This window comes from Pseudomonas sp. BS3782 TE3695, assembly GCF_050435305.1.
Classification (GTDB): Bacteria; Pseudomonadota; Gammaproteobacteria; order Pseudomonadales; family Pseudomonadaceae; genus Aquipseudomonas.
Genome location: NZ_JBNDKB010000001.1, coordinates 2,965,555 through 2,989,880, shown reverse-complemented (window position 1 = coordinate 2,989,880; position 24,326 = coordinate 2,965,555). Strand labels below are relative to the sequence as shown.

The 24,326-nt window shown below is 58.8% G+C and carries 17 protein-coding genes and 1 tRNA gene; 4 read left to right on the top strand and 14 right to left on the bottom strand.

Annotated elements, in window-relative coordinates:
* Positions 1–74: 74 nt before the first annotated feature.
* From ABH909_RS13700 to leuC, 6 genes are all read right to left on the bottom strand, one after another.
* A complete protein-coding gene (locus ABH909_RS13700) occupies positions 75–1,085 on the bottom strand; it encodes an aspartate-semialdehyde dehydrogenase (RefSeq protein ID WP_429433847.1) in 1,011 nt (336 codons plus the stop codon).
* 261 nt (positions 1,086–1,346) lie between these two features.
* The gene (gene asd, locus ABH909_RS13695; protein ID WP_095052129.1) at positions 1,347–2,459 is read right to left on the bottom strand and encodes an aspartate-semialdehyde dehydrogenase; all 1,113 of its coding nucleotides are present in this window, start codon (positions 2,457–2,459) and stop codon (positions 1,347–1,349) included.
* A 68-nt stretch (positions 2,460–2,527) separates the two neighbouring features.
* Positions 2,528–3,610, bottom strand: coding sequence for a 3-isopropylmalate dehydrogenase (leuB, locus tag ABH909_RS13690; RefSeq protein WP_429433845.1), 1,083 nt, complete (start codon positions 3,608–3,610; stop codon positions 2,528–2,530).
* A gap of 59 nt (positions 3,611–3,669) precedes the next feature.
* Positions 3,670–4,437: a class I SAM-dependent methyltransferase gene (locus ABH909_RS13685; RefSeq protein WP_429433842.1), complete on the bottom strand. Its 768-nt coding sequence runs from the start codon at positions 4,435–4,437 to the stop codon at positions 3,670–3,672.
* A 137-nt stretch (positions 4,438–4,574) separates the two neighbouring features.
* Positions 4,575–5,219, bottom strand: coding sequence for a 3-isopropylmalate dehydratase small subunit (gene leuD / locus ABH909_RS13680; RefSeq protein ID WP_007905962.1), 645 nt, complete (start codon positions 5,217–5,219; stop codon positions 4,575–4,577).
* 11 nt (positions 5,220–5,230) lie between these two features.
* Positions 5,231–6,649 (bottom strand): 3-isopropylmalate dehydratase large subunit, encoded by a 1,419-nt coding sequence (gene leuC / locus ABH909_RS13675; protein WP_429433840.1) that lies wholly within the window; start codon positions 6,647–6,649, stop codon positions 5,231–5,233.
* 322 nt (positions 6,650–6,971) lie between these two features.
* Here leuC and ABH909_RS13670 point away from each other — a divergent pair, with 322 nt between their 5' ends.
* Positions 6,972–7,862 (top strand): LysR family transcriptional regulator, encoded by an 891-nt coding sequence (locus tag ABH909_RS13670; RefSeq protein ID WP_429433837.1) that lies wholly within the window; start codon positions 6,972–6,974, stop codon positions 7,860–7,862.
* A gap of 85 nt (positions 7,863–7,947) precedes the next feature.
* A complete protein-coding gene (locus ABH909_RS13665) occupies positions 7,948–11,226 on the top strand; it encodes a PAS domain S-box protein (RefSeq protein WP_429433835.1) in 3,279 nt (1,092 codons plus the stop codon).
* 111 nt (positions 11,227–11,337) lie between these two features.
* Here ABH909_RS13665 and ABH909_RS13660 read toward each other — a convergent pair whose 3' ends face one another.
* The 3 genes from ABH909_RS13660 to ABH909_RS13650 form a co-directional block, all read right to left on the bottom strand.
* Positions 11,338–11,784: an Hsp20 family protein gene (locus ABH909_RS13660; protein WP_429433832.1), complete on the bottom strand. Its 447-nt coding sequence runs from the start codon at positions 11,782–11,784 to the stop codon at positions 11,338–11,340.
* A 119-nt stretch (positions 11,785–11,903) separates the two neighbouring features.
* Entirely contained in the window at positions 11,904–12,863 is a 960-nt protein-coding gene (locus ABH909_RS13655; RefSeq protein WP_123498692.1) for a tRNA dihydrouridine synthase, read from the bottom strand.
* A gap of 238 nt (positions 12,864–13,101) precedes the next feature.
* The gene (locus ABH909_RS13650) at positions 13,102–15,141 is read right to left on the bottom strand and encodes an FAD-dependent oxidoreductase (RefSeq protein ID WP_429433830.1); all 2,040 of its coding nucleotides are present in this window, start codon (positions 15,139–15,141) and stop codon (positions 13,102–13,104) included.
* 209 nt (positions 15,142–15,350) lie between these two features.
* On the opposite strand from ABH909_RS13650, the gene ABH909_RS13645 reads away from it, so the two are divergent.
* Both ABH909_RS13645 and ABH909_RS13640 read left to right on the top strand, forming a co-directional pair.
* The gene (locus ABH909_RS13645) at positions 15,351–16,481 is read left to right on the top strand and encodes a carbon-nitrogen hydrolase family protein (RefSeq protein ID WP_429433828.1); all 1,131 of its coding nucleotides are present in this window, start codon (positions 15,351–15,353) and stop codon (positions 16,479–16,481) included.
* A 3-nt stretch (positions 16,482–16,484) separates the two neighbouring features.
* Positions 16,485–17,525: an AraC family transcriptional regulator gene (locus ABH909_RS13640; protein WP_429433825.1), complete on the top strand. Its 1,041-nt coding sequence runs from the start codon at positions 16,485–16,487 to the stop codon at positions 17,523–17,525.
* Positions 17,526–18,139: 614 nt separating this feature from the next.
* On the opposite strand, the gene ABH909_RS13635 is transcribed toward ABH909_RS13640, so the two are convergent.
* The 5 genes from ABH909_RS13635 to lon form a co-directional block, all read right to left on the bottom strand.
* Positions 18,140–19,006 (bottom strand): DUF2242 domain-containing protein, encoded by an 867-nt coding sequence (locus ABH909_RS13635; protein WP_429433823.1) that lies wholly within the window; start codon positions 19,004–19,006, stop codon positions 18,140–18,142.
* A gap of 231 nt (positions 19,007–19,237) precedes the next feature.
* Positions 19,238–21,109, bottom strand: coding sequence for a SurA N-terminal domain-containing protein (locus ABH909_RS13630; protein WP_429433821.1), 1,872 nt, complete (start codon positions 21,107–21,109; stop codon positions 19,238–19,240).
* Between the two features lie 102 nt (positions 21,110–21,211).
* A tRNA-Asp gene (locus ABH909_RS13625) sits at positions 21,212–21,288 on the bottom strand.
* Between the two features lie 53 nt (positions 21,289–21,341).
* A complete protein-coding gene (locus tag ABH909_RS13620; RefSeq protein WP_002552737.1) occupies positions 21,342–21,614 on the bottom strand; it encodes an HU family DNA-binding protein in 273 nt (90 codons plus the stop codon).
* A 148-nt stretch (positions 21,615–21,762) separates the two neighbouring features.
* Positions 21,763–24,159 (bottom strand): endopeptidase La, encoded by a 2,397-nt coding sequence (gene lon, locus ABH909_RS13615; protein WP_429433818.1) that lies wholly within the window; start codon positions 24,157–24,159, stop codon positions 21,763–21,765.
* Between the last annotated feature and the right edge of the window lie 167 nt (positions 24,160–24,326).

The following is a 24,326-nucleotide window of genomic DNA, read 5'->3' as shown; positions in this document are numbered from 1 at the left end:
TGGCTCACCTTAAGCATTCCGGCCAGGCATGACGCTCGACGGGAATCATTCGATAAATTGTTGCCAAGTATCTTTTACAGCAGGTCTTTTATCAACAATTCAGCCACCTGCACAGCATTGAGCGCGGCGCCTTTGCGTACGTTATCTGACGTCAGCCACACATTAAGTTCCGCCGGGTCGTCGATCCCGCTGCGAACCCGACCAACGTAAACCACGTCCTGCCCTACTGCATCGCCTACCGGGGTCGGGTAATCACCCGCCTCGACCAGTTCGATACCGGGCGCCGCTTCCAGAGCTGCGTTGACTTTCACCAGATCGACGGCGCTCGACGACTGCAAGGTCACGCTAAAGCTATCGCCAAAAAACACCGGAGCTTGAATGCAAGTGACGGAAATCTTTAATGACGGCAGCGCCATTACCTGACGCAATTCGCGCACCAGGCGTTTTTCCAGCAACGTATGGCCCTGATCATCAGGCTTACCGACTTGCGCCAGCAGATTAAAAGCCATCTGCCGATCGAAGAACGCTGGCTCCAGCGGACGCACGTTGAGCAGCTCGGCGGTTTGCCGGGCAAGCTCCGTGACCGCTTCGCGGCCTTGGGCAGAGACCGCCAGACACGCCGTCAGGCTGATGCGTTGCAGGTCGAGCAAACCGAGCAACGGCGCCAGTACCACCGCCAGCGTTGCGGCCGAAGGGCTTGGGCTGCTGACCTGGAAGGGCTTTTTCAGGCCGGCCAGAATTTCGGCGTTGGCCTCAGGCACCACTTGCGGCGCCTGATCGGCCGGCAAGGCGCCGGACAGGTCGATCAGCGAGCAACCGGCGGCCGTGGCACGCGGAGCGAAACTGAGGGTCACCGCCGGGCCGGCGGCAAAGAACACCAACTGGACTTTGCTGAAATCGAATTCATCGACTTCCCGCACCCGCACGTTCTTGCCGCGAAACGGCACCGAATGACCGGCCGATTCACTGCTCGCCAGCAGGTGCAGGTTACCGACCGGAAAATCCCGCTCTTCGAGAATCTGGACGAGTGTTTCGCCGACAGTACCGGTGGCGCCGATCACGGCAATATCAAAGGACTGGCTCATGGTTCTACCTCTGGCGAAACGGGGGGAGCGGCACTTTACCGGGTGGCTGGCAGTGAGGCAATTCGACGGGGGATTTGCGGTGGGTGTACAGGCCTCTTCGCGAGCAAGCCCGCTCCCACATTGACCTTGAACACTGGAGATCAAATGTGGGAGCGGGCTTGCTCGCGAAGGCGGCCGATAAGACACCGGAAAACCCCAGACAAAACACCATAAAAAACCCGCACCTCTTTCAAGGCGCGGGTTCTTCATTACGTCAACAGATCAACGCTCAAGCAGAATCCGCAGCATGCGACGCAGCGGTTCGGCCGCGCCCCACAGCAGTTGGTCGCCGACGGTGAAGGCACCGACGAACTGCGAACCCATGTTCAGCTTGCGCAGACGGCCAACCGGCACGTTCAGGGTACCGGTAACCTTTGTAGGGCTCAGCTCCTGCATGCTGATTTCGCGGTTGTTCGGCACCAGTTTGACCCAAGGGTTGTGCTGGCTGATCAGCCCTTCGATGTCGGCGATCGGCACGTCTTTGTTCAGCTTGATGGTCAGCGCCTGACTGTGGCAACGCATGGCGCCGATGCGCACGCAGATGCCGTCCACCGGGATCGGGCTCTTGAAGCGACCGAGGATCTTGTTGGTCTCGGCCTGGGCTTTCCACTCTTCGCGGCTCTGGCCGTTTGGCAGTTCCTTGTCGATCCACGGGATCAGGCTGCCGGCCAGCGGCACACCGAAGTTCTCGGTCGGGTACGCGTCGCTGCGCATGGCGTCGGCAACACGGCGATCGATGTCGAGGATGGCGCTGGCCGGATCGGCCAGTTGATCGGCGACAGCGGCGTGAGTCACACCCATTTGCTTGATCAATTCACGCATGTGCTGCGCGCCGCCACCGGAGGCCGCCTGATAAGTCATGGCGCTCATCCACTCGACCAGACCGGCTTCGAACAAGCCACCCAGGCCCATCAGCATCAGGCTGACGGTGCAGTTGCCGCCGATGTAGTTCTTGGTGCCCGCATCGAGCTGCTGGTCGATGACCTTGCGGTTCACCGGGTCCAGCACGATCACCGCGTCATCCTGCATGCGCAGGCTGGAAGCGGCATCGATCCAGTAACCCTGCCAGCCGGCTTCGCGCAGTTTCGGGAACACTTCGCTGGTGTAGTCGCCACCCTGGCAGGTCAGAATCACGTCGAGAGTTTTCAGCTCTTCAATGCTGTAAGCGTCCTTGAGCGGAGCAATGTCCTTACCCACGGACGGGCCTTGGCCACCGACATTGGAAGTGGTGAAAAACACCGGCTCGATAAGATCGAAATCCTGCTCTTCCAGCATCCGCTGCATGAGCACGGAACCGACCATACCGCGCCAACCGATCAGACCTACACGTTTCATCGCAACTACACCTTCTTCAAAAGTGGGCCGCTGCTTTCATGGTTGAAAGTTGCAGCGGGCCAAAGAGATTACAGATTCCGCAGCGCGGCGACTACTGCATCGCCCATTTCCTGCGTACCGACCTTGGTGCAACCGGCCGACCAGATGTCGCCCGTGCGCAGGCCCTGATCCAATACCCGGCTCACGGCTTGCTCGATGGCATCGGCCGCTTCCTGCAGATTAAAGCTGTAACGCAGCATCATCGACACCGACAAAATGGTCGCCAACGGATTGGCAATGCCTTTGCCAGCGATGTCCGGCGCCGAACCGTGGCATGGCTCGTACATGCCTTTGTTGTTGGCATCCAGCGACGCCGACGGCAGCATGCCGATGGAGCCGGTGAGCATCGACGCTTCGTCGGAAAGAATGTCGCCGAACAGGTTGTCGGTGACGATCACGTCGAATTGTTTCGGTGCACGCACCAGTTGCATGGCGGCGTTGTCGACGTACATGTGGCTCAGTTCGACGTCTGGGTAGTCCTTGGCCACTTGCTCGACGACTTCACGCCACAGTTGGCTGGACGCCAGCACGTTGGCCTTGTCCACCGAGCACAGCTTCTTGCCGCGCACGCGGGCCATGTCGAAACCGACACGGGCGATACGGCGGATTTCGGTTTCGCTGTACGGCAGGGTGTCGTAGGCCTGACGCTCGCCGTTTTCCAGTTCACGCACGCCACGTGGCGCGCCGAAGTAGATACCGCCGGTCAGTTCACGGACGATCAGGATGTCCAGGCCCGCCACGATCTCTGCCTTCAGGCTGGAAGCCTCGGCCAGTTGCGGGTACAGGATTGCCGGACGCAGGTTACCGAACAGACCCAGTTGTGCACGGATTTTCAGCAGACCGCGCTCAGGGCGGATGTCACGCTCGATGGTGTCCCATTTCGGACCGCCCACGGCGCCCAGCAATACCGCATCGGCGGCACGGGCACGGGCCAGGGTTTCGTCGGCCAGCGGCACGCCGTGCTTGTCGATGGCGGCGCCACCGATCACGTCATGACTCAGTTCGAAGCCCAGGCTGTACTTGTCATTCGCCAGCTCCAGCACCTTGACTGCTTCGGCCATGATTTCCGGGCCAATACCGTCACCCGGGAGAATCAGAATCTGCTTGCTCATGCTTTCCTCATGTCATCAGTCGGCACGCCCTTGGGCATACCCGGAAAAAGTCTTGGCGCTTATCGTTCAGCCATCAGCACCAGCACATCGGTACTGAACGAACCATCGGCCTCAATCTCAAAATATTGGCGAACTTCATTGCCCATCGATTGCTGCAACGCGCGGATTGCAGCGCGCATCACCTGCGGCGTGCGCATGCGCTCGACCCAGGAGGTGTATTCAAGGCGCAGCCGTTGGCGCGTGGTGCTGCGGGTATGCAACCCCGCTTCGCTGACCTGGCGAAGCCACTCGCCAGCAGAATAATCGCGCACATGGCTGGTGTCGCGCAGCACTTCGACGCTTTGCAGGTAAGTGTCGAATAACGGGCTGCCCGGCGATAACACATCGATGAACGCCGCCACCCCGCCCGGCTTCAGCACCCGGCGAACTTCGCGCAGGGCCAGTCCGAGGTCGCTCCAATGGTGAGCCGAATAACGGCTGAACACGAAATCGAACTCGCCATCGGCGAACGGCAGGCGCTCGGCAGCACCCAGTACCGTGGACACATTGCCCAAGCCGCGATCGACGGCAGCAGTGGCCACCACGTCGAGCATCTGTTGAGACAGGTCGTAAGCCATCACTTCCTTGACCAGCGAAGCCACGTGAAAACTCACATGACCGGCGCCGCAACCGAGATCGAGCACGCGAGCATCGCCCTGCCCCGCCAGTTCAGCCTGTAGCAGCGCGAATTCAGTGCCTTGAGCGTGTACGGCGCTGCTCAGATAGGCCGAGGCCTGTTCACCGAATTGCTTTTGTACTACCTGACTGTGTGGGGCGGTGCTGGTCATAGTTATGTCCTGATATTTGTGTTGCCTGATCTGCCGTCTTCGCGAGCAAGCCCGCTCCCACATTTGAAATGTATTCCAATGTGGGAGCGGGCTTGCTCGCGAAGAGGCCGGCCGTACCTACATCAATTCCGGATCAATCACGCATCACGAAACAACCATGGCTGGCTCGCACGGTGTTTGGCCTCAAACGTGGCAATCGCCTCGTGGTCCTGCAAGGTCAGGCCGATATCGTCCAAGCCATTGAGCAGGCAGTGCTTGCGGAACGCATCGATCTCGAAGCTCAGCACTTTGCCATCCGGACGGGTCACGGTCTGGGCTTGCAGATCAACCTGCAACTGATAGCCCGGAGTCGCCTCGACCTGCTGGAACAGCTCATCAACCTCAGCATCGCTCAGGATGATCGGCAGCAAGCCGTTCTTGAAGCTGTTGTTGAAGAAGATGTCGGCATAGCTCGGCGCGATGATGCTGCGGAAACCGTATTCTTCCAGCGCCCACGGCGCGTGCTCGCGGCTGGAGCCGCAACCGAAGTTTTCGCGGGCCAGCAACACGCTGGCGCCTTGATAACGCTCGGCGTTGAGGACGAAGTCCTTGTTCAACGGGCGCTTGGAGTTGTCCTGATACGGCTGCCCGACATCCAGGTAACGCCACTCATCGAACAGGTTCGGGCCGAACCCGGTGCGCTTGATCGACTTCAAAAACTGCTTCGGGATGATCTGGTCGGTGTCGACGTTGGCACGATCCAAAGGCGCGACAAGACCAGTGTGCTGGGTAAAAGCTTTCATGCTGCGCTCCTTTAGATCAATTCACGGACGTCGACGAAACGACCGTTCACCGCGGCGGCGGCGGCCATGGCCGGGCTGACGAGGTGCGTACGGCCACCGGCGCCCTGACGGCCTTCGAAGTTACGGTTGGAGGTCGACGCGCAATGCTCGCCCGACTCCAAACGGTCCGGGTTCATCGCCAGGCACATCGAGCAACCCGGCTCGCGCCATTCGAAACCGGCTTCGAGGAAAATCTTGTCCAGGCCTTCGGATTCGGCCTGAGCCTTCACCAGCCCCGAACCCGGCACCACGATGGCCTGTTTGATGGTCGAAGCGACTTTGCGGCCCTTGGCGATCACGGCAGCGGCGCGCAGGTCTTCGATCCGCGAGTTGGTGCAGGAGCCAATGAATACGCGGTCCAGCTGAATGTCAGTGATCGCCTGATTGGCGGTCAAACCCATGTATTTCAACGCGCGTTCGATGGAGCCACGCTTGACCAGGTCCATTTCCTTCGCAGGATCGGGAACGTTCTGATCGACAGCCAAGACCATCTCGGGCGACGTGCCCCAGCTGACTTGCGGTTTGATCTGAGTGGCGTCGAGCTCAACGATGGTGTCGAACCTGGCATCCGCGTCAGAGACCAGGTCTTTCCAGGCTTCGACAGCCAAATCCCATTCCGCGCCTTTCGGAGCAAATGGACGGCCTTTGACGTAAGCCACGGTTTTTTCGTCGGCGGCCACCAGGCCTACACGAGCGCCGGCCTCGATCGCCATGTTGCAAATGGTCATGCGGCCTTCAACGGACAAGTCGCGAATCGCGCTACCGGCGAACTCGATGGCATGGCCATTACCGCCAGCGGTGCCGATCTTGCCGATCACCGCGAGGACGATGTCCTTGGCGGTCACGCCGAACGGCAATTGGCCTTCGACGGCCACCAGCATGTTCTTCATCTTTTTCGCGACCAGGCACTGCGTGGCGAGTACGTGCTCGACCTCGGAAGTGCCGATACCGTGAGCCAAGGCACCGAATGCGCCGTGGGTCGAGGTGTGGGAGTCGCCGCAAACCACGGTCATGCCCGGCAAGGTGGCGCCCTGCTCCGGGCCGATGACGTGGACGATGCCTTGGCGGACATCATTCATCTTGAATTCGACGATACCGTATTCGTCACAGTTATCGTCGAGGGTCTGAACCTGCAAACGCGAGACCTGATCGACAATCGCGTCGATGCCGCCCTTACGCTCCGCAGTAGTCGGAACGTTGTGGTCCGGGGTCGCGATATTGGCATCGATGCGCCAAGGCTTGCGCCCGGCCAGACGCAGGCCCTCGAAGGCTTGCGGCGAGGTCACTTCGTGGATGATGTGACGATCGATGTAGATCAGCGCCGAGCCATCGTCGCGCTGCTTGACCAAATGCGAATCCCAGAGCTTGTCGTAGAGCGTTTTGCCGGCCATCAGACGGTTTCCTCATCAGCTTGTTTCTATGCCGGAGAGGTCTGTGTAGCGAGTTCTGTTAGGTCAACTTCGGCGCCGGAAGCCCATATCCTGCGTTGCTGCTCCTCGCCATAGCCAGCTATGACTCGTCGCAGCTCCTTGGCTATGAACTTCCGGCATCCGAATTTGACCCAACAAACTCGCCACACAGACCTCCGGGTCCTTGAGCAATCTCAATAACCCTTTGGCTTGTGAGGTCGATCCTAGGGGGTTACATTAAATAACTCAAATTCATATTTTTTATGCTTTGCATAACCAACTGGAATGCAACCGAGACGTCATCATGGACCTCGCCAACCTCAATGCTTTTATCGCGATTGCCGAGACTGGAAGCTTCTCCGGCGCTGGCGAACGGCTACACCTGACTCAACCCGCCATCAGCAAGCGCATCGCCGGTCTGGAGCAACAATTGAAGGTGCGGCTGTTCGATCGACTGGGCCGGGAGGTCAGCTTGACTGAAGCCGGTCGCGCCCTGCTGCCACGGGCCTATCAGATCCTCAATGTACTGGATGACACCCGCCGCGCTTTGACCAACCTGACCGGCGAAGTTACCGGTCGTCTGACATTGGCCACCAGTCATCACATCGGCCTGCACCGTTTGCCGCCCTTATTAAGGGAGTTCACCCGACGCTATCCACAAGTGGCGCTGGATATTCAGTTCCTCGATTCGGAAGTGGCTTACGAAGAAATCCTCCATGGCCGAGCCGAACTGGCGGTAATCACCCTTGCACCTGAGCCTCATGCACTGGTCAAGGCCACGCCGGTGTGGGACGACCCGCTGGATTTCGTGGTCGCCCCGGAGCATTCGCTGATCGCCAACGGTCCGGTCAATCTGGCGGATATTGCCCTGCACCCCGCGGTTTTCCCCGGCGGCAACACCTTTACCCACCACATCGTGCAGCGCCTGTTCGAGGCCCAAGGCCTGACGCCGAACATCGCCATGAGCACGAATTATCTGGAAACCATAAAAATGATGGTCTCGATCGGCCTCGCCTGGAGCGTTTTGCCGCGCACCATGCTGGACGATCAAGTGGCGCGCATACCTTTGCCGGGCATACAACTCACTCGCCAGCTAGGCTATATCCTGCACACCGAACGGACGCTGTCGAATGCGGCACGGGCCTTCATGGCTCTGCTGGATGCACAAATCGATCAGCCAGGGACTCGCGGCTAAGCTGTGCTTCTTCTTTTTTGTGCTACGCCTATAGAGCCCCAAAACCCTGTGCCTAACGCCCAATTCAGCCCAAGGCCTGTTATCCATGCCCAAATCTGTTGAACGTATGCCGCCGATGCCGCGAATTCAGGCACTTGACCCCAAGCGGTCCGAGCAGAGCTGGGAAAGCGCCCCGCAATTGCTGGCGGCCCTTAACGGCGCCCGGCTCGGCGCCTGGTATTGGGACATCGAGCGGGGGCAGATCAGTTGGTCTCGGGGAACTCAGGCGTTGTTCGGCTTCGATCCCCGGCAACCGTTGCCCGAAGACCTGGAATACCTCGACCTGCTGCCTCAGGAGGATCGGGCGAAAACCATCCGGGCCTTCCATGCAGTGATCGCCGGTGCCCCGCTGGAACAGGCGATGCACCATCGCATCCGCTGGCCCGACGGCAGCCTGCACTGGCTGGAAATCAATGGCAGCCTGCTGCCGGACAAAAACGGTCGTCCACGAATGATTGGGGTCATTCGTGAAATCACCCATCAGCGCCAGCGCGAACAGGCGCTGAGCAGTTCGGAAAAGCGCTTCGCCACGCTGTTTCACCTGTGCCCGAACATGGTCCTGCTGACCCGTCAGGAAGACGGCTTGATCAGCGAAGCCAACCAGTATTTCGAAAGCCTGTTCGGCTGGCCGGTGCAGGACGCCATCGGCCGAACCACGCTGGAACTAGGCCTTTGGGTCAACCCGGAACAACGGGTGCAACTGGTCAAGGCCACCAAGGCCAAAGGCGAACTGATCAACATGGAGGTGCAATTTCGCGCCAGCAATGGGCAGATTCACGACGGCATCCTCAGCGCGCAAAAGGTCGAACTCGAAGGCCAGCCTTACCTGCTGAGCACATTCCTCGACACCACCGAACGCAAAATCGCCGAGCACGCCCTCAAAGACAGCCAGGAACGCCTGGACCTGGCCCTGGATTCGGCGCAACTCGGCACCTGGGACTGGCACATTCCCAGCGGCATGCTTTACGGCTCGGCGCGGGCCGCCCAGTTACATGGGCTGGACCCCAAACCCTTCCATGAATCCTTCGATGCATTTTTCGAAGGCGTGCCCGACGAAGAACGCGGCACCATGCGTGATGCCTACCGCAGCTTGCGCGAAGGCCCGGCCGGCAATTATCAACTGACGTACCGGGTGCAACTGCAGGACGGCAGTTCGCGCTACCTGGAAAGCCGCGCCAGACTCTATCGCGACGACAATGGCAACCCGTTGCGCATGGCCGGCACACTGCTGGACATCACTGATCAAGTGGAGCGCGAACAGCAACTGGTGGCGTCGGAAGAGAAATTCGCCACCTTGTTCCAGGTCAGCCCGGACCCGATCTGCGTCACGCGCCAGGACACCGGCCATTTCATCGAGATCAACTCCAGCTTCACTCAAACGTTCGGCTGGAACACCGTCGACGTGATTGGCCGCAGCGCCGATGAAATCGGCCTGTGGGACGCTTCGGCGAAGAGCCTGCAAAGGATCGAGCGGGTCATCCGCGAACAGGGCCTGAACAATGTAGCAATCATCGTTCAGCACAAAAACGGGCAATCCCTGACGTGTGTGATATCGAGCCGGCAGATCAGCGTCGGCGATCAACCCTGCATCGTCACCACGCTGCGCGATATCACCCAGCAGCAACGCTCAGAAGCGGCGCTCAAGGCCAGTGAAGAGAAGTTCGCCAAAGCTTTTCATTCAAGCCCCGACGCCATCACTATTACCGAGCGCGATACTGGACGCTACCTGGAAGTTAATGACGGCTTTTGTCGCCTGACTGGCTACCGCGCCGATGAAGTGATCGGCCGCACGGTGTATCAAGTCGGCATCTGGGCCGAAGAGAAACAGCGCTCGGCACTGCTGGCAGAGCTACAGATCAAGGGCCGGGTTCATCATCAGGAAATGCTCGGGCGCAACAAACGCGGGGAGTTGCTGACTGTCGAAGTCTCGGTGGAGCCGATCACCCTCAACGAAATAGCGTGCCTGCTGCTGACTGCCCGGGACGTCAGCCTGCTGAAAAATGCCGAAGCACAGATCCGTCACCTGGCCTACCACGACCCATTGACCAACCTGCCCAACCGCGCGCTATTGATGGATCGTCTGAGCCAGCAGATCGCCCTGCTCAAGCGCCACAACCTGCGCGGCGCCCTGATGTTCCTCGATCTCGACCACTTCAAGCACATCAACGACTCCCTCGGCCACCCGGTGGGCGATACGGTGCTGAAGATCATTACCGCGCGCCTCGAAGCCAGCGTGCGCATGGAAGACACCGTCGCGCGTCTGGGCGGTGACGAATTCGTGGTGCTGCTCAGCGGCCTGGAAGGTTCGCGCAGCGACGTCAGCGCTCAGGTCCGGGAGTTGGCGGACACCTTGCGCGAACTGCTGTCCGAACCGATGTTCCTCGACGGACAGCGCCTGCAAGTAACACCGAGCATCGGCATCGCGCTCATTCCCGACCACGGCTCGACCCCGACCGACCTGCTCAAACGCGCCGATATCGCCCTCTACCGCGCCAAGGATTCAGGCCGCAACACCGCGCAGATGTATCACAACACCATGCAAAAGGCCGCCAGCGAACGCCTGCGCATGGAAACCGACCTGCGCCTGGCCCTTTCCCGGGGTGAATTCAGCGTGCAATACCAACCGCAGGTGGACGCCCGCAACAACCGCATTACCGGCGCCGAAGCCTTGGTACGCTGGCACCATCCGCAACTGGGCGCGCAATCGCCCACCGAGTTCATCAAGGTGCTGGAAGACAGCGGGCTGATTCTGGAAGTCGGCACGTGGATCCTTGACGAAGCCTGCGCGGCCTTCAAACATCTGGTCGCCAAGGGCCTTATCAATCCGCTCGACTTCAGCCTGTGCGTGAACATCAGCCCCCGGCAATTCCGCCAGAACGATTTCGTCGAACGCATCGAACACAGTCTCGGCAGCCACGGCCTGCCCTGCTCGTTGCTGAAACTGGAAATCACCGAAGGCATCGTCATCCAGAACCTGGACGACACCATCAGCAAAATGCGGCGCCTGAAAAAACTTGGCGTCAGCTTTGCCATGGACGATTTCGGTACCGGTTATTCCTCGCTGACCTACCTCAAGCGCCTGCCGGTAGATACCCTGAAAATCGATCAGTCGTTCATCCGCGATGCCACCACCGACCCCAACGATGCCGAAATCATTCGCGCCATCGTCGCCATGGCCCGCAGCCTGGAGCTGGAAGTCATTGCCGAAGGGGTGGAAAACCTGGAGCAACTGGCGTTTTTGCAGGGGCTTGGCTGCCATTTGTATCAAGGGTATTTGCACAGTCGGCCGTTGCCGGTTGAGGAGTTTCAGAAACTGTTGAAATAAGGCGATGCAGCAACTGCCGAGCAGCTACGTACGGCTGTAGCAGCTGTAGCAGCTGCTACAAATGGGCACAAAAAAGGGCGCCGGTGGACGGCGCCCTTTTGTTGCTTTGACTCAATGTTGAAGAGCCGGTTTTTCCGTCCCGTTGATCGGGATGCGTTTGGCTTTCGCCTCTTCTGGCACCACGCGCAGCAGGTCAATGCTCAACAAACCGTTGCGCAGTTCGGCGGCCTTGATTTCAATGTGGTCCGCCAGACGGAACGACAGTTTGAAGGCACGCTGAGCGATGCCTTGGTACAGATAGGTGACGTTTTCGTCCGCGTCACGTTTGCCGCCACTGATGGTCAGCACACCTTTTTCCACTTGCAGGTCCAGATCTTCTTCCTGGAAACCGGCGGCCGCTACGACAATGCGGTATTGATCATCACCGTATTTTTCAACGTTGTAGGGTGGATAGGTGCTGCCTGGCTCATTGCGCAAGGCGGTTTCGAACAGGTCGTTGAAACGGTCGAAACCTACCGAGGAACGGAACAGTGGGGCCAGGGAAAATGCAGTACTCATGATTCAAATCTCCTGAACATAATCAGCAAGTTTTTTTGTCTCCGCGACCCGAATTCGGCATCGCGTAATCCTTAGATAAGGATCGCTGATTGCTTTTCAAGAGATTATTCGAAGATTTTTCAGGCCGCTTCAGACACCTGAAGCCCCAGTAAACGCGAGACATTATCCAGTTCCGTCTCACGCCGCAGGACGGTGAACAGCTCTACCGCCTCGGGATAATTGCGGGTCAGCATTGCCAGCCACTGCTTCAAGCGACCCGGCGATTGACGCGGGGTCATCTGCGCCTTGGCTTGCAGCCAGAAGTCCTGAATCAGCGGCAGCAGCTCGGCCCAGGTCATCTCGACAACGTCTTCGCCGGCGCGGGCGGCGGCGATTTGCCGAGCCAGATCCGGGCGCGATACCAGTCCACGACCGAGCATGATGTCTTCGACGCCGCTGATCTCGCGGCAACGACGCCAGTCCTCGACGCTCCAGATGTCGCCGTTGGCAAACACCGGCACCTTGACCACGTCCTGCACCCGTGGGATCCATTCCCAGTGAGCTGGCGGCTTGTAGCCATCGGTCTTGGTCCGCGCGTGGACCACGATGTGCGCCGCCCCGCCCTCAGCCAGGGCCGTGGCGCAAACCAGCGCACCGTCCGGGCTGTCAAAACCGAGGCGCATCTTGGCGGTTACCGGAATATGCGCTGGCACCGCGCGACGGACGTGCTCGACGATTTGGTTGAGCAGTTCAGGTTCTTTGAGCAGCACCGCACCGCCACGGGATTTGTTGACGGTCTTGGCCGGGCAGCCGAAGTTCAGGTCGATGACCTCGGAACCCAACTCGCAGGCCAGTGCGGCGTTTTCCGCCAGGCACACCGGATCGGAGCCGAGCAGTTGCACCCGCAGCGGCACGCCGGACGCGGTTCGGGCGTTGGTCAGCAGTTCCGGACCGAACTTGTGGTAATAGGCAGGCGTTAGCAGCTGATCGTTGATCCGAATGAATTCGGTCACGCACCAATCAATACCGCCCACACGGGTCAGCACGTCCCGCAGGATGTTGTCGACCAACCCCTCCATGGGCGCCAAAGCAATTTGCATGAAAAACACACTCAACGAAAAACGTGCGGCAGTTTACTGGATTGCGCAGAAAATCTGCAGAACATCGCAGATCTCTTGTTGGAGCGAGCCTGTTCGCGATGAACGATAACACGGTGTACTTGATAAACCGCGCCGCCTGAATCGCGAGCAGGCTCGCTCACATTGGAGTTGCGTCGATCACGAAATACGTGAACACCACAAACCTGTGGCAGCGAGCCTGACACGTTAAACCTGAGTATTACAACTCAGCCGCCAACCGCGAACCCTGATTGATTGCGCGCTTGGCATCCAGCTCCGCCGCCACGTCCGCGCCGCCGATCAAGTGCACGTTCTGCCCGGCCGTGATCAGGCCTTCCTGCAACTCACGCAACGGATCCTGCCCAGCGCAGATCACGATGTTGTCCACCGGCAGCACTTGCGGTTCGCCGCTTTCACCGATACGGATGTGCAGGCCTTCATCGTCAATCTTCAGGTACTCGACGCTGTTGAGCATCTGCACCTGCTTGTTCTTCAGACCGGTGCGGTGAATCCAGCCAGTGGTTTTGCCCAAGCCGTCGCCGACCTTGGATTTCTTGCGTTGCAACAGGAACACTTCACGGGCCGGCGCATGGGGCTCGGCCTTGATGCCCGCGACACCGCCGCGCGCCTCGAGGTGTGTATCGATGCCCCACTCCTTCCAGAACGCTTCACGGTCCTGACTGGTGGCCACGCCCTGATGCACAAGGAATTCCGACACGTCGAAACCGATACCGCCGGCGCCGATCACCGCGACGCGCTTGCCCACCGGTTTGCGCTCGAGGATCACGTCCAGGTAGCTCAGCACCTTGGCGTGTTCGACGCCTGGAATCGCCGGCACCCGTGGCGCAATGCCGGTCGCCAGGATGATTTCGTCGTAACCGCCCTCAACCAGCTGCGCCACATCCACACGAGTGTTCAGGCACAGCTCGACATTAGTGGTCTGCAATTTGCGGTTGAAATAGCGCAGGGTTTCGAAGAACTCTTCCTTGCCCGGCACACGCTTGGCGATGTTGAACTGGCCGCCGATTTCGCTGGCCGAATCGAACAACGTCACCTGATGACCACGTTCAGCGGCCACGGTGGCCGCAGACAAACCGGCGGGGCCGGCGCCGACTACGGCGATTTTCTTGATCTGCTGCACCGGCAGGTAGTTGAGCTCGGTTTCATGGCACGCCCGCGGGTTTACCAGGCAACTGGTCAACTTGCCGCCAAAGGTGTGATCCAGGCAGGCCTGGTTGCATCCGATGCAGGTATTGATTTCATCGCCACGACCGGCCGCAGCCTTGTTGACGAAATCCGGGTCGGCAAGGAACGGGCGTGCCATGGACACCATGTCGGCATCGCCTTCGGCCAGAATCTGCTCGGCGACTTCAGGGGTATTGATGCGGTTAGTGGTGATCAGCGGAATACTGACCGAGCCACGCAGCTTGGCCGTGACCTTGCTGAACGCCGCACGCGGCACTTTGGTGGCGATGGTCGGAATCCGCGCTTCGTGCCAGCCGATGCCAGTATTGATGATCGTCGCACCGGCCTGCTCGATCGCCTTGGCCAATTGCACGATCTCTTCCCAGCTGCTGCCGCCTTCCACCAGGTCGAGCATCGACAGGCGGAAGATAATGATGAAATTCGGGCCGACCGCTTCGCGCACCCGGCGAACGATTTCCACCGGCAGGCGCATGCGGTTTTCGTAAGCGCCGCCCCAGCGGTCAGTGCGATGGTTAGTGTGGGCCGCTAGAAACTGGTTAATGAAATAACCTTCGGAGCCCATGATCTCGACGCCGTCGTATTCGGCTTTCTGCGCCAGGGTCGAGCAAGTGACGAAATCGCTGATTTGTTTCTCGATGCCTTCCTCGTCCAGTTCTTTAGGCTTGAACGGGTTGATCGGCGCCTGGATCGCGCTCGGGGCCACCTGTTTCGGGCTGTAGGCATAACGACCGGCATGGAGAATCTGCATGCAGATCTTGCCGCCCGCCTCGTGCACCGCGCGGGTGACGATCAGGTGCTTGAGCGCCTCTTCCTCGGTGGTCAGCTTGGCGGCGCCAGAGTAAACCCCGCCCTCATCGTTCGGGCCGATACCACCGGTGACCATCAGGCCAACGCCGCCATGGGCACGCTCGGCGAAGTACGCGGCCATGCGCTCGAAACCGCCGGGCTTTTCCTCGAGGCCCGTGTGCATCGAGCCCATCAGGGTGCGGTTGCGCAACGTGGTAAAACCCAGGTCCAGCGGGGCCAACAGGTGCGGGTAATGAGCGGCGGCCATCGGTAACTCCACAACGAGCGATCACGGAAAAAATGCAGGAGCTCTTCGGCCCCCGTCAGTCATGTTCGACAGACTAAGAGTCGCATCGCTGTCACTCAATGACCGTAACTGACAACTTATTGATCCAAATGTGCAGCGCCCCTTGGCAATCGCAGGCATGGGCCCTACCCTAGTCGCGAACCCTGCACACGGCCGTTGACTGTTTCCCCATGCGCAAACTTTTGTACCTGACCCTCTCCATGGCGTTGATCGCCGCCCTCACGACCTATGCCATGTGGGCCGCGGACCGTCCGGTGGGTCATTACCTGTCGGATTTGCGCATCAGTCTTGCGGTCGATCAAGGCACGCCCGCCGATCGCGGCAATCTGCTGGGTATCCAGCCCGAGCTGTTCCCCACTGACTACCAAAGCCCCGAACGCTTGCACCGCAAGCTCGCGGCCTACTTACAGGAGGCTCAGGATCAGGGCCTGCTGAATGAAAAGACCATCGTCGTACTGCCCGAACATGTCGGTACCTGGTTGATGATCAGCGGCGAAAAAGACGAGTTGTACCAGGCCACTACGCTCAAGGAAGCGATGAACTGGCTGGCAGTGAGCAACCCGTTGCAGTTTATCCGCGCCCTGATCAGTGCCGAGGGCGGTAGCCGTCTCGACGATGCGCACTTGCGGATGAAAGCCAGGAAAATGGCCAAGAGTTACCAGGCGCTGTTCGGCGGCTTGGCGAAAGAATTCCACATCACGCTGGTGGCGGGCTCCATCGTGTTGCCCGAGCCGAGTGTCAGCGATGGCACCCTGAAGATTGGCCGCGGTGCCCTGTACAACAGCAGCGTAGTGTTCGGTCGCGACGGTTTGCCGATCGGCCAGCCGCAGCGGCAAATGCACCCGACTTTCGCTGGTCACGACACCGTCGATGCCAATTCCGAACACACGATCAACGTCGTCGACACACCGGCCGGACGCTTGGGCGTGCTGATCGGCAGCGACAGTTGGTATCCGGACAACTATCGCAAACTCGCCGATCAACGGGCGCAACTGGTGGCGGTCCCGGCGTTCGTCGTCGGGCGCGGGTCCTGGGATCAACCGTGGCCCGGCTACAAAAGCCAGCCCGCACCTAGCGCTGTCAGCCTCAAGGCTGGCGAACTCAATGAAGGTCAGGCCTGGCATCGGTTGACGCTGACTGCCCAACCGTCCGGCAGCCAGACCATCGCCGGCATGAGCGTGTTCCTGCGCGGTCAATTCTGGGACAAGGGCAGCGCCGGTCAAAGCTTCCTCAGCAGCAACGGGCAGCATTTTGCCGACGGCGATGCCCGGGGCGCGCGCTTATTGAACCTTTGGCTGTAGACGATGAAACCGCAGCCGATGCGCCTCGGGGATTTGTCGGTAGGCTTCGTCCACAGCCTGGCTGACGCAGTGCGCAGCCATGGACTGGACCCACAACCGCTGCTCGAGCAGTACGGCCTCGACGCCGCGCGACTGGCCGAGGCCGGCGCCCGCCTCTCGATTCCCCGATACATGCGCCTGGGTCACGGGGCCATTCAACTGACTGCCGACCCGGCACTGGGTTTGCGCATGGGCCAGCTCAGCCGTCTAAGCCAGGCCGGCCTGGCCGGAGTCACCGCCGCCCAGGCCCCCACCGTGCGGGAAGCGGCGCGCTGCCTGATTCGTTTCGAAGCGCTATACGGCTCCAACTATCGCGGCCAATCGAGCTTTCATGAAGACGCCCAAGGCGCCTGGCTGCGGTTCTATTCGATCAGCCCCTACAATGCCTATAACCGCTTCGTGGTGGATTCGATCATCGCCGGGTGGTTACAGCAATTGTCCAGCGTAAGCCCTGCCCCGCTACGCGCCGAACGGATCGAGATCGAGTTTGAAGCGCCGGATTACCGCGAGGCCTACGCCGTGTTGGGGGATTGTCCGATTCAGTTTGGCGCCGAACAGAATCAACTGCGCCTGAGCCTGGACAGCCTGGCCCAGCGCAATCCACAGCACTGCCCCAGTACCTGGCGGCACCTGCTGCAACTGTGTGAACGGGAACTGGAACAACTGACACGCACCCGCAGCCTGCGTGAACGCATCACTCAGTTACTGGGGCCGTTGCTCAATGGGGGTCGAGAACCCGACCTGGAAGAAGTGGCGGCACGCCTGAAGCTGCCGACCTGGACCTTGCGTCGCAAACTGGCGGAGGAAGGCACGCAATTTCGGGCAATTCTCAACGATACGCGCCGCGACCTCGCCATGACTTACATCCGAGACACCGAACTGGCGTTCGGCGAAATCGCCTACCTGCTGGGTTTTGCCTCAGCCGAAGCCTTTCAACGGGCTTTCAAACGCTGGAACGGCCAAACCCCCGGCGAGTTTCGCCGCAGTCATCGCCAATCCGCGTAAGGCTAGGGGGCGTTCTCAATTAGTTTCCCCACCGCGTTGTCGCCTTAAAGCGGGCCAGGCAAGGCGCAGGCCGCTGGGAATGGTTGTTCCCTTTCCAAGGCCTGCAACGCAGGCTGGCCCGCTTTAAGGCACAACCCGAAGGGCCGGGCCTGCTGTTGTGCAGGGCTGCGTTGCTCGAAGCTTATTTGGAATGACCAAACCACGCTTCTCGCGCCTTGCCCTGCACAACAGCAGACCCGGCGCGGCGGGGAAACTAATTGAGAACGCCCCCTACAACTCGGTAGCGTCTTCGGCCGGTTCCAGCGGGTCCAGTTCAAACGCCTGGTATTCGAGCAGTTCTTCTTGATAATCGTCCATTATTAAACCCCCATCGCTTGTTGAAAAAATCGTCTGAATAAATGACCAGTGCCCTGAGCATAAAGTGCCCGCATGAAAGAAAAATGACGCGGGCATTACACGGGGGGCGTTCTCAATAAAACGTAGCAGGTGGTCAGAAATTTATCACAGGATTTTTCGATACGAACGGTAGGAATACGGCTCGATTTGATGTGGATCAATCTTGGAAGGTGTTGCAGGATCGGTGTCGTCTGACCCGATCCCATAACATTGGCCTGTTACTGGCCGGAGACAGGCATGGCCGAAATAGGCTCGGTCGGTGCTGGCATGGTGCTTGAATCCGCCGGTGGAGCCATTGTTTCGGTGGACGAAGTCGGCTCGCTGTTCTGCACCGGGGTAATCGGCGCCGTTTCAGCAGGTGGCACAACAGGCTCGGAACTGGCTGGAGCGGTTTCGGCAGATGCAGGTGCAGGTTCAGGTTCAGGTTCAGCTGCCGGCGCTGGAGCAGGCACTGGTTCTGCCGCCGGGGTCGGCGCCAACTGAGCCGGCGCAGCCTTGACTTCAGGAACGCCCAGATCAGTCTTTGGCTTCTCGGTAATGTGCGCTGCTTTCTTCGCTTCCGGCGGCAGGAACAATTCGACCAGGGCAAAGAAACGCTCGTAGAACTTGGCCGAGGACACGGTTTCACTGGCGACCTTGACCATCGAGTCGTCGGACGAGCCGATCGGCATCGATACCGAGCCCAGCACACCGACACCGAGGCTGGCGGAATTGTTGGTCTTTTTCAGTGCATAACGGTCCTGCAGGGCGTTAGCGAACATGGTCGAGTGGTGCCCCTCGCTGCCATCATCGGCACAGACCACGTTGAAGCTGATCTCCATGTGGGTCTCGCCAGTCTGCTGGAAGCTCTTGTGACCGCTGACCAGCTTCGGATCGCTACTGGTGATGATGTAACCCTGGCTGAGCAAAGCCCGACGGGCGGCCTCGCAGGTTTGCTTGTCGGTCACCGGGTAATTGCGCGAAAACGTTCCGGAATCGTCGAAGTTCTCATGCTCGTAGATGGCGGCTTTCTTTGATGAACAACCGGCAGCGGCGGCCAGCACCACGGCCAGCCCCACAACCCGCATGGGAATTGATCTAAACATTGAACATCCTGAGGAAAACGGTTCGGGTCGTATTGTGCAACAGATCGATGCTTAGCGTCGCACCGTTTGGTGTCTTGAAACAGTTACAAGTCTACTGACTGTCATTGACAGGAAAAAGTCCCGTTCGCACGGAGGTCTAGAATCGCAGCCTGCGACCCGTTGATCTTCGCCCATAAAAAAACCCCGGCCGTCTGGCCAGGGTTTTCATGTGGCGGGAAACTCAGCCAAGCATCAGAAACGCTTGATCTCAGCCTCGCTTTCCAACAGCTTGCGGTAAGCCGCGAAGTCTTGCTGGCCAATGCGCGAGGCGAGGAAGCGACGGTATTGAACCTTCTCTTCTTCGGTCGGCGCCGCAGCTTCGTTCACGGCGTTCAGACGCACGATCACCAGGCTACCATCGGCCAGGGTCACGCTGCTGAATGTCGGCTTGTCTTTGGAAACAGGCTTGGGCATGCGGAATAGCGCTTGCAGCACAGTCGGGTCGACCCCTTCCTGAGCACGCGTCGCAGCTTGAGTCTCTTTCCAGTTCTGGCCATCGATCGCTTGGTCCAGTGCAACCTTGCCATCGCGCAGGCTGACGATCAGTTGATCAGCCTTGGTCTTGGCGGCAGCACTGGCATGCTCCTTGGTCAACTGCGCACGGATGCTGGCAGCCACGCTTTCCAGCGGCAGTTGCTCAGGCTTGCGGTGTTCCTTGACGCGCAGCACGATCACGGTTTCCGGGTCCAGCTCGATGGCGGTGCTGTTGGCACCCTCATCCAGCACTTCTGGACTGAACGCAGCAGTCACCACGGCACGATTGGCCGCAATACCTTCGCCACCTTCCCGGCCGAATGGCGCGGACGTGTGGACAGTCAGCTTCAGGTCTTGTGCTGGCTGGGCCAGATCGGAGGCTTCGAACGACGAGTCTTCCAATTGCTTGGTCGCCTCGACGAAACGCTGCTCGACCTGCTGGGTTTTCAGCTCGCGGGTCAGCTTGTCTTTCAGACTGGCAAACGTCGGCACCTCAGGGGCTTCAACGCCCAGCAGCTTGATCAGGTGAAAACCGAAGTCAGTACGAACCGGCTCCGAAACCTGATCCTTGGCCAGCGAATACAGGGCTTTTTCAAACGCTGGATCGTAGACGCCTGGACCAGCATAACCGAGGTCACCACCGTTGCTCGCCGAACCTGGATCCTGGGAGAACTCCTTGGCCAGAGCCTCGAATTTCTCGCCTTTGGCCAGACGCGCCTGCACTTCTTCGATTTTGGCCTTGGCTTGCGCCTCGGTCACCTTATCGTTCACTTCGACCAGAATATGCGCAGCCCGGCGTTGCTCGGACAGGTTCGCGGTTTCTTTCTGATACGCCGCTTGCAGGTCTTCGTCCTTGACGCTGACCTGATCGAAGAAGGATGCCTTCTTCAATTCGAGGTAGTCGATGACCACCTGATCCGGCGTCATGAATTCCTTGGCGTGTTCGTCGTAATAGGCTTTGACTTCTTCATCAGTCAGTTTCACCGCCGCAGGATCCGCCTTGACATTCAAGGTGGCGAAATCGCGGGTCTGTTTTTCCAGACGGGCAAAGGCCAGAACCTGTGCATCGGTGACAAACCCACTACCGGCCAAGCCAGCGCGAAGCTGACCGATCAGCATTTCCTGAGCCAGCATCTGGCGAAATTGCAGACGACTGTAGCCCAGTTGACGGATCACCTGATCGAAGCGATCGGCGTTGAACTTGCCTTCCACCTGGAACTCAGGCGTTTGCAGGATCACCTGATCCAAAGCCGCTTCGGAGAAAGCGAATTTCGATTTTTCCGCGCCCTGCAGCAGCAGTTTGCGATCGATCAGGCCTTTGAGGGCCGATTCGCGCAGCATTTTTTCGTCGAGCAAGGAAGCATCGAAATCCTTGCCAAGCTGTTGCATGAGCTGACGGCGTTGCATATCAACCGCCTGGTTCAGCTCGTTTTGACTGATTTCTTCACCATTGACCTTGGCCGCATCCTGGCTGTTGGTCGTCGCCTGGAAAATGGCCTCGATACCGGTGAAAGCCATCAGTACAACGATGATCCCGATAATGGTCTTGGCAATCCAGCCTTGTGAATTGTCCCTGATATTCTGCAGCATGCGTCCCCCAGAAACGGTTGAACTTCAAAATTAGGCAACCGTGGAGCGTGGGTAGAATCCGGATAGAAGAAAGGCGCATCCGAGGATGCGCCTTCTCGTAACTGGCGGAGCGGACGGGACTCGAACCCGCGACCCCCGGCGTGACAGGCCGGTATTCTAACCGACTGAACTACCGCTCCGCTGCCAAGTCAGGAATGACCCCGACCCGGATAGGCAAAAACCTGAATCGAACTTAGTTGACAGCTTCTTTCAGTGCTTTACCGGCTTTGAAACCTGGTTTTTTGGCGGCGGCGATTTCCAGCGTCTTGCCGGTCTGTGGGTTACGACCGATGCGAGCTGGACGATCGGTTACGGAGAAGGTACCGAAACCAACCAGAACAACAGAGTCGCCAGCCTTGAGAGCGCCAGTGACGGATTCGATTACAGCGTCCAGCGCACGGCCAGCAGCAGCTTTCGGGATATCAGCGGATGCAGCGATAGCATCAATCAGTTCCGACTTGTTCACTCTAAGTCCCCTTATATCTATTTGAGTTTGATTCTAAGTTTTTGGTGAAAGCAAAAAAACGAGTGCTGAATGGCCTACAGACACTTAAGAGCCGCTTTATAACAAGGGCTCTAAAAAACTGTCAACAAGCCCCCCAGGCAAATGCGTACTAATGCGTGCTAATTCTTTCCTTAGAGTCAGTCTCGCGTTTTTCATCCTTTGCAACGATCTCCGGAACCACATCCGGCAAGGGCTCCGGCGCGTATTGCAGCGCAATTTGCAGGACCTCGTCAATCCATTTAACTGGTTTAATCTGTAGATCTTGCTTGATATTGTCAGGAATTTCCTTCAAATCGCGTACGTTCTCTTCAGGAATGATCACCGTCTTGATTCCGCCACGGTGAGCTGCCAGCAATTTTTCCTTCAAACCACCAATCGCCAGCACCTGACCACGCAAAGTAATTTCACCGGTCATGGCAACATCTGCGCGTACAGGAATGCCAGTCAATGCAGATACCAGGGCCGTACACATGCCTACACCGGCGCTAGGGCCATCTTTCGGCGTAGCCCCTTCAGGCATATGGATATGGGTGTCGCGCTTCTCGTGGAAGTCCAGAGGAATCCCCAGGCTCTTCGCGCGACTGCGGACAACGGTCAGGGCTGCGGTGATCGATTCGACCATCACGTCACCCAGAGAACCGGTCTTGATCAACTGACCTTTACCCGGCACGACCGCGGCTTCGATGGTCAACAATTCGCCGCCCACCTGCGTCCACGCCAAACCTGTAACCTGGCCGATCTGATCTTGCGACTCCGCCAGACCGTAACGGAATTTACGCACACCCAGGAAGTGCTCGAGCATGTCGGCAGTGACCTTCACCGAGAAGCGTTTTTCCATCGCATGCTCTTTGACTGCCTTACGGCAAACCTTGGCAATCTGGCGCTCCAGGCCACGCACACCGGCTTCGCGGGTGTAGTAGCGAATGATGTCGCGGATCGCTTCGGCGTCGAATTCCAGCTCGCCTTTCTTCAGACCGTTAGCCGTAATCTGCTTTGGCGAAAGGTATTTGACAGCGATGTTGATCTTCTCGTCTTCGGTGTAACCCGGCAGACGAATCACTTCCATCCGGTCCAGCAGCGCCGGTGGAATGTTCATGGAATTGGAGGTGCACAGGAACATCACATCGGACAGGTCGTAATCGACTTCCAGATAGTGATCGTTGAAGTTGTGGTTCTGTTCGGGATCGAGCACTTCCAGCAACGCCGATGCCGGATCGCCACGCATGTCACTGCCCATTTTGTCGATTTCATCGAGCAGGAACAGCGGGTTGCGGACGCCCACCTTTGTCATCTTTTGAATCAATCTTCCTGGCATCGAACCGATATAAGTCCGGCGATGACCACGAATTTCCGCCTCGTCGCGCACACCGCCGAGGGCCATGCGCACGAATTTGCGGTTGGTGGCATGAGCGATCGACTCCGCCAGAGAGGTTTTACCCACCCCAGGAGGACCGACCAGGCACAGCACCGGACCACGAATCTTCTTCACACGCTTCTGCACGGCGAGGTATTCGAGGATTCGCTCTTTGACTTCTTCCAGACCGTAATGGTCTGCATCGAGAATGTCTTCGGCACGGGCGAGGTCCAGACGCACTTTGCTCTGGGCTTTCCACGGCACTTGAACCAGCCAGTCGATGTATGAACGCACCACCGTCGCTTCCGCGGACATGGGCGACATTTGCTTGAGCTTGTTCAGTTCGGCCTGAGCCTTGGCCAAGGCATCTTTCGGCAGGCCGGCGGCATCGATACGCTTTTTCAGGTCCTCGATTTCGTTGTGGCCTTCGTCGCTGTCGCCCAGTTCTTTCTGAATGGCCTTCATCTGCTCATTCAGGTAGTACTCGCGCTGGCTGCGCTCCATTTGCTTTTTAACGCGACCGCGAATGCGTTTTTCGACTTGCAGCAGATCGATCTCGGCATCCAGCAACGCCAGGACGTGCTCGACCCGGGCCGACAAATCGATAATTTCGAGGATTTCCTGCTTCTGCTCGATCTTCAGGGCCATGTGTGCGGCCATGGTATCGACCAGGCGCCCTGGCTCGTCGATGCTGTTGAGCGACGACAGGACTTCAGCGGGGACTTTCTTGCCCAGCTGTACATATTGTTCGAACTGAGCCAGCAGGCTGCGAACAAACACTTCCGATTCGCGCTCAGGCGCGTCGGCTTCCTCGATCAGCGAGACTTCGGCGCGGCAGTGGCCGTTGACTTCGCTGAAGCGCTCCACGGCGCCCCGCTGCTCGCCTTCGACAAGAACCTTGACCGTGCCGTCAGGCAGCTTGAGCAGTTGCAGAACGGTAGCGATGGTGCCTACGCGATAAAGTGCTTCTTCACCGGGATCGTCGTCAGCGGGATTTCGCTGAGCCAGCAGAAGGATCTGCTTGTCGCCCGTCATCGCGGCCTCGAGGGCTTCGATGGATTTCTCGCGCCCCACGAACAGCGGGATAACCATGTGCGGATAAACCACGACATCACGCAATGGCAGGAGAGGCAATTCGATGGTTGTCTTCATGATTTCGCCTCTACGGCGGCCATAAGGCCGTAAACAGATGGAAGTAAGCTTGAAACCAAGATGGGGGCTGTTTTCAAAAAAAACAAGCGGATAAAAAAACCACTTTAAAGATCGCCGCTTACGGTAGCGCGTGCGTGGGTCCGCAAACATCCCAAAAGGTCGGATGT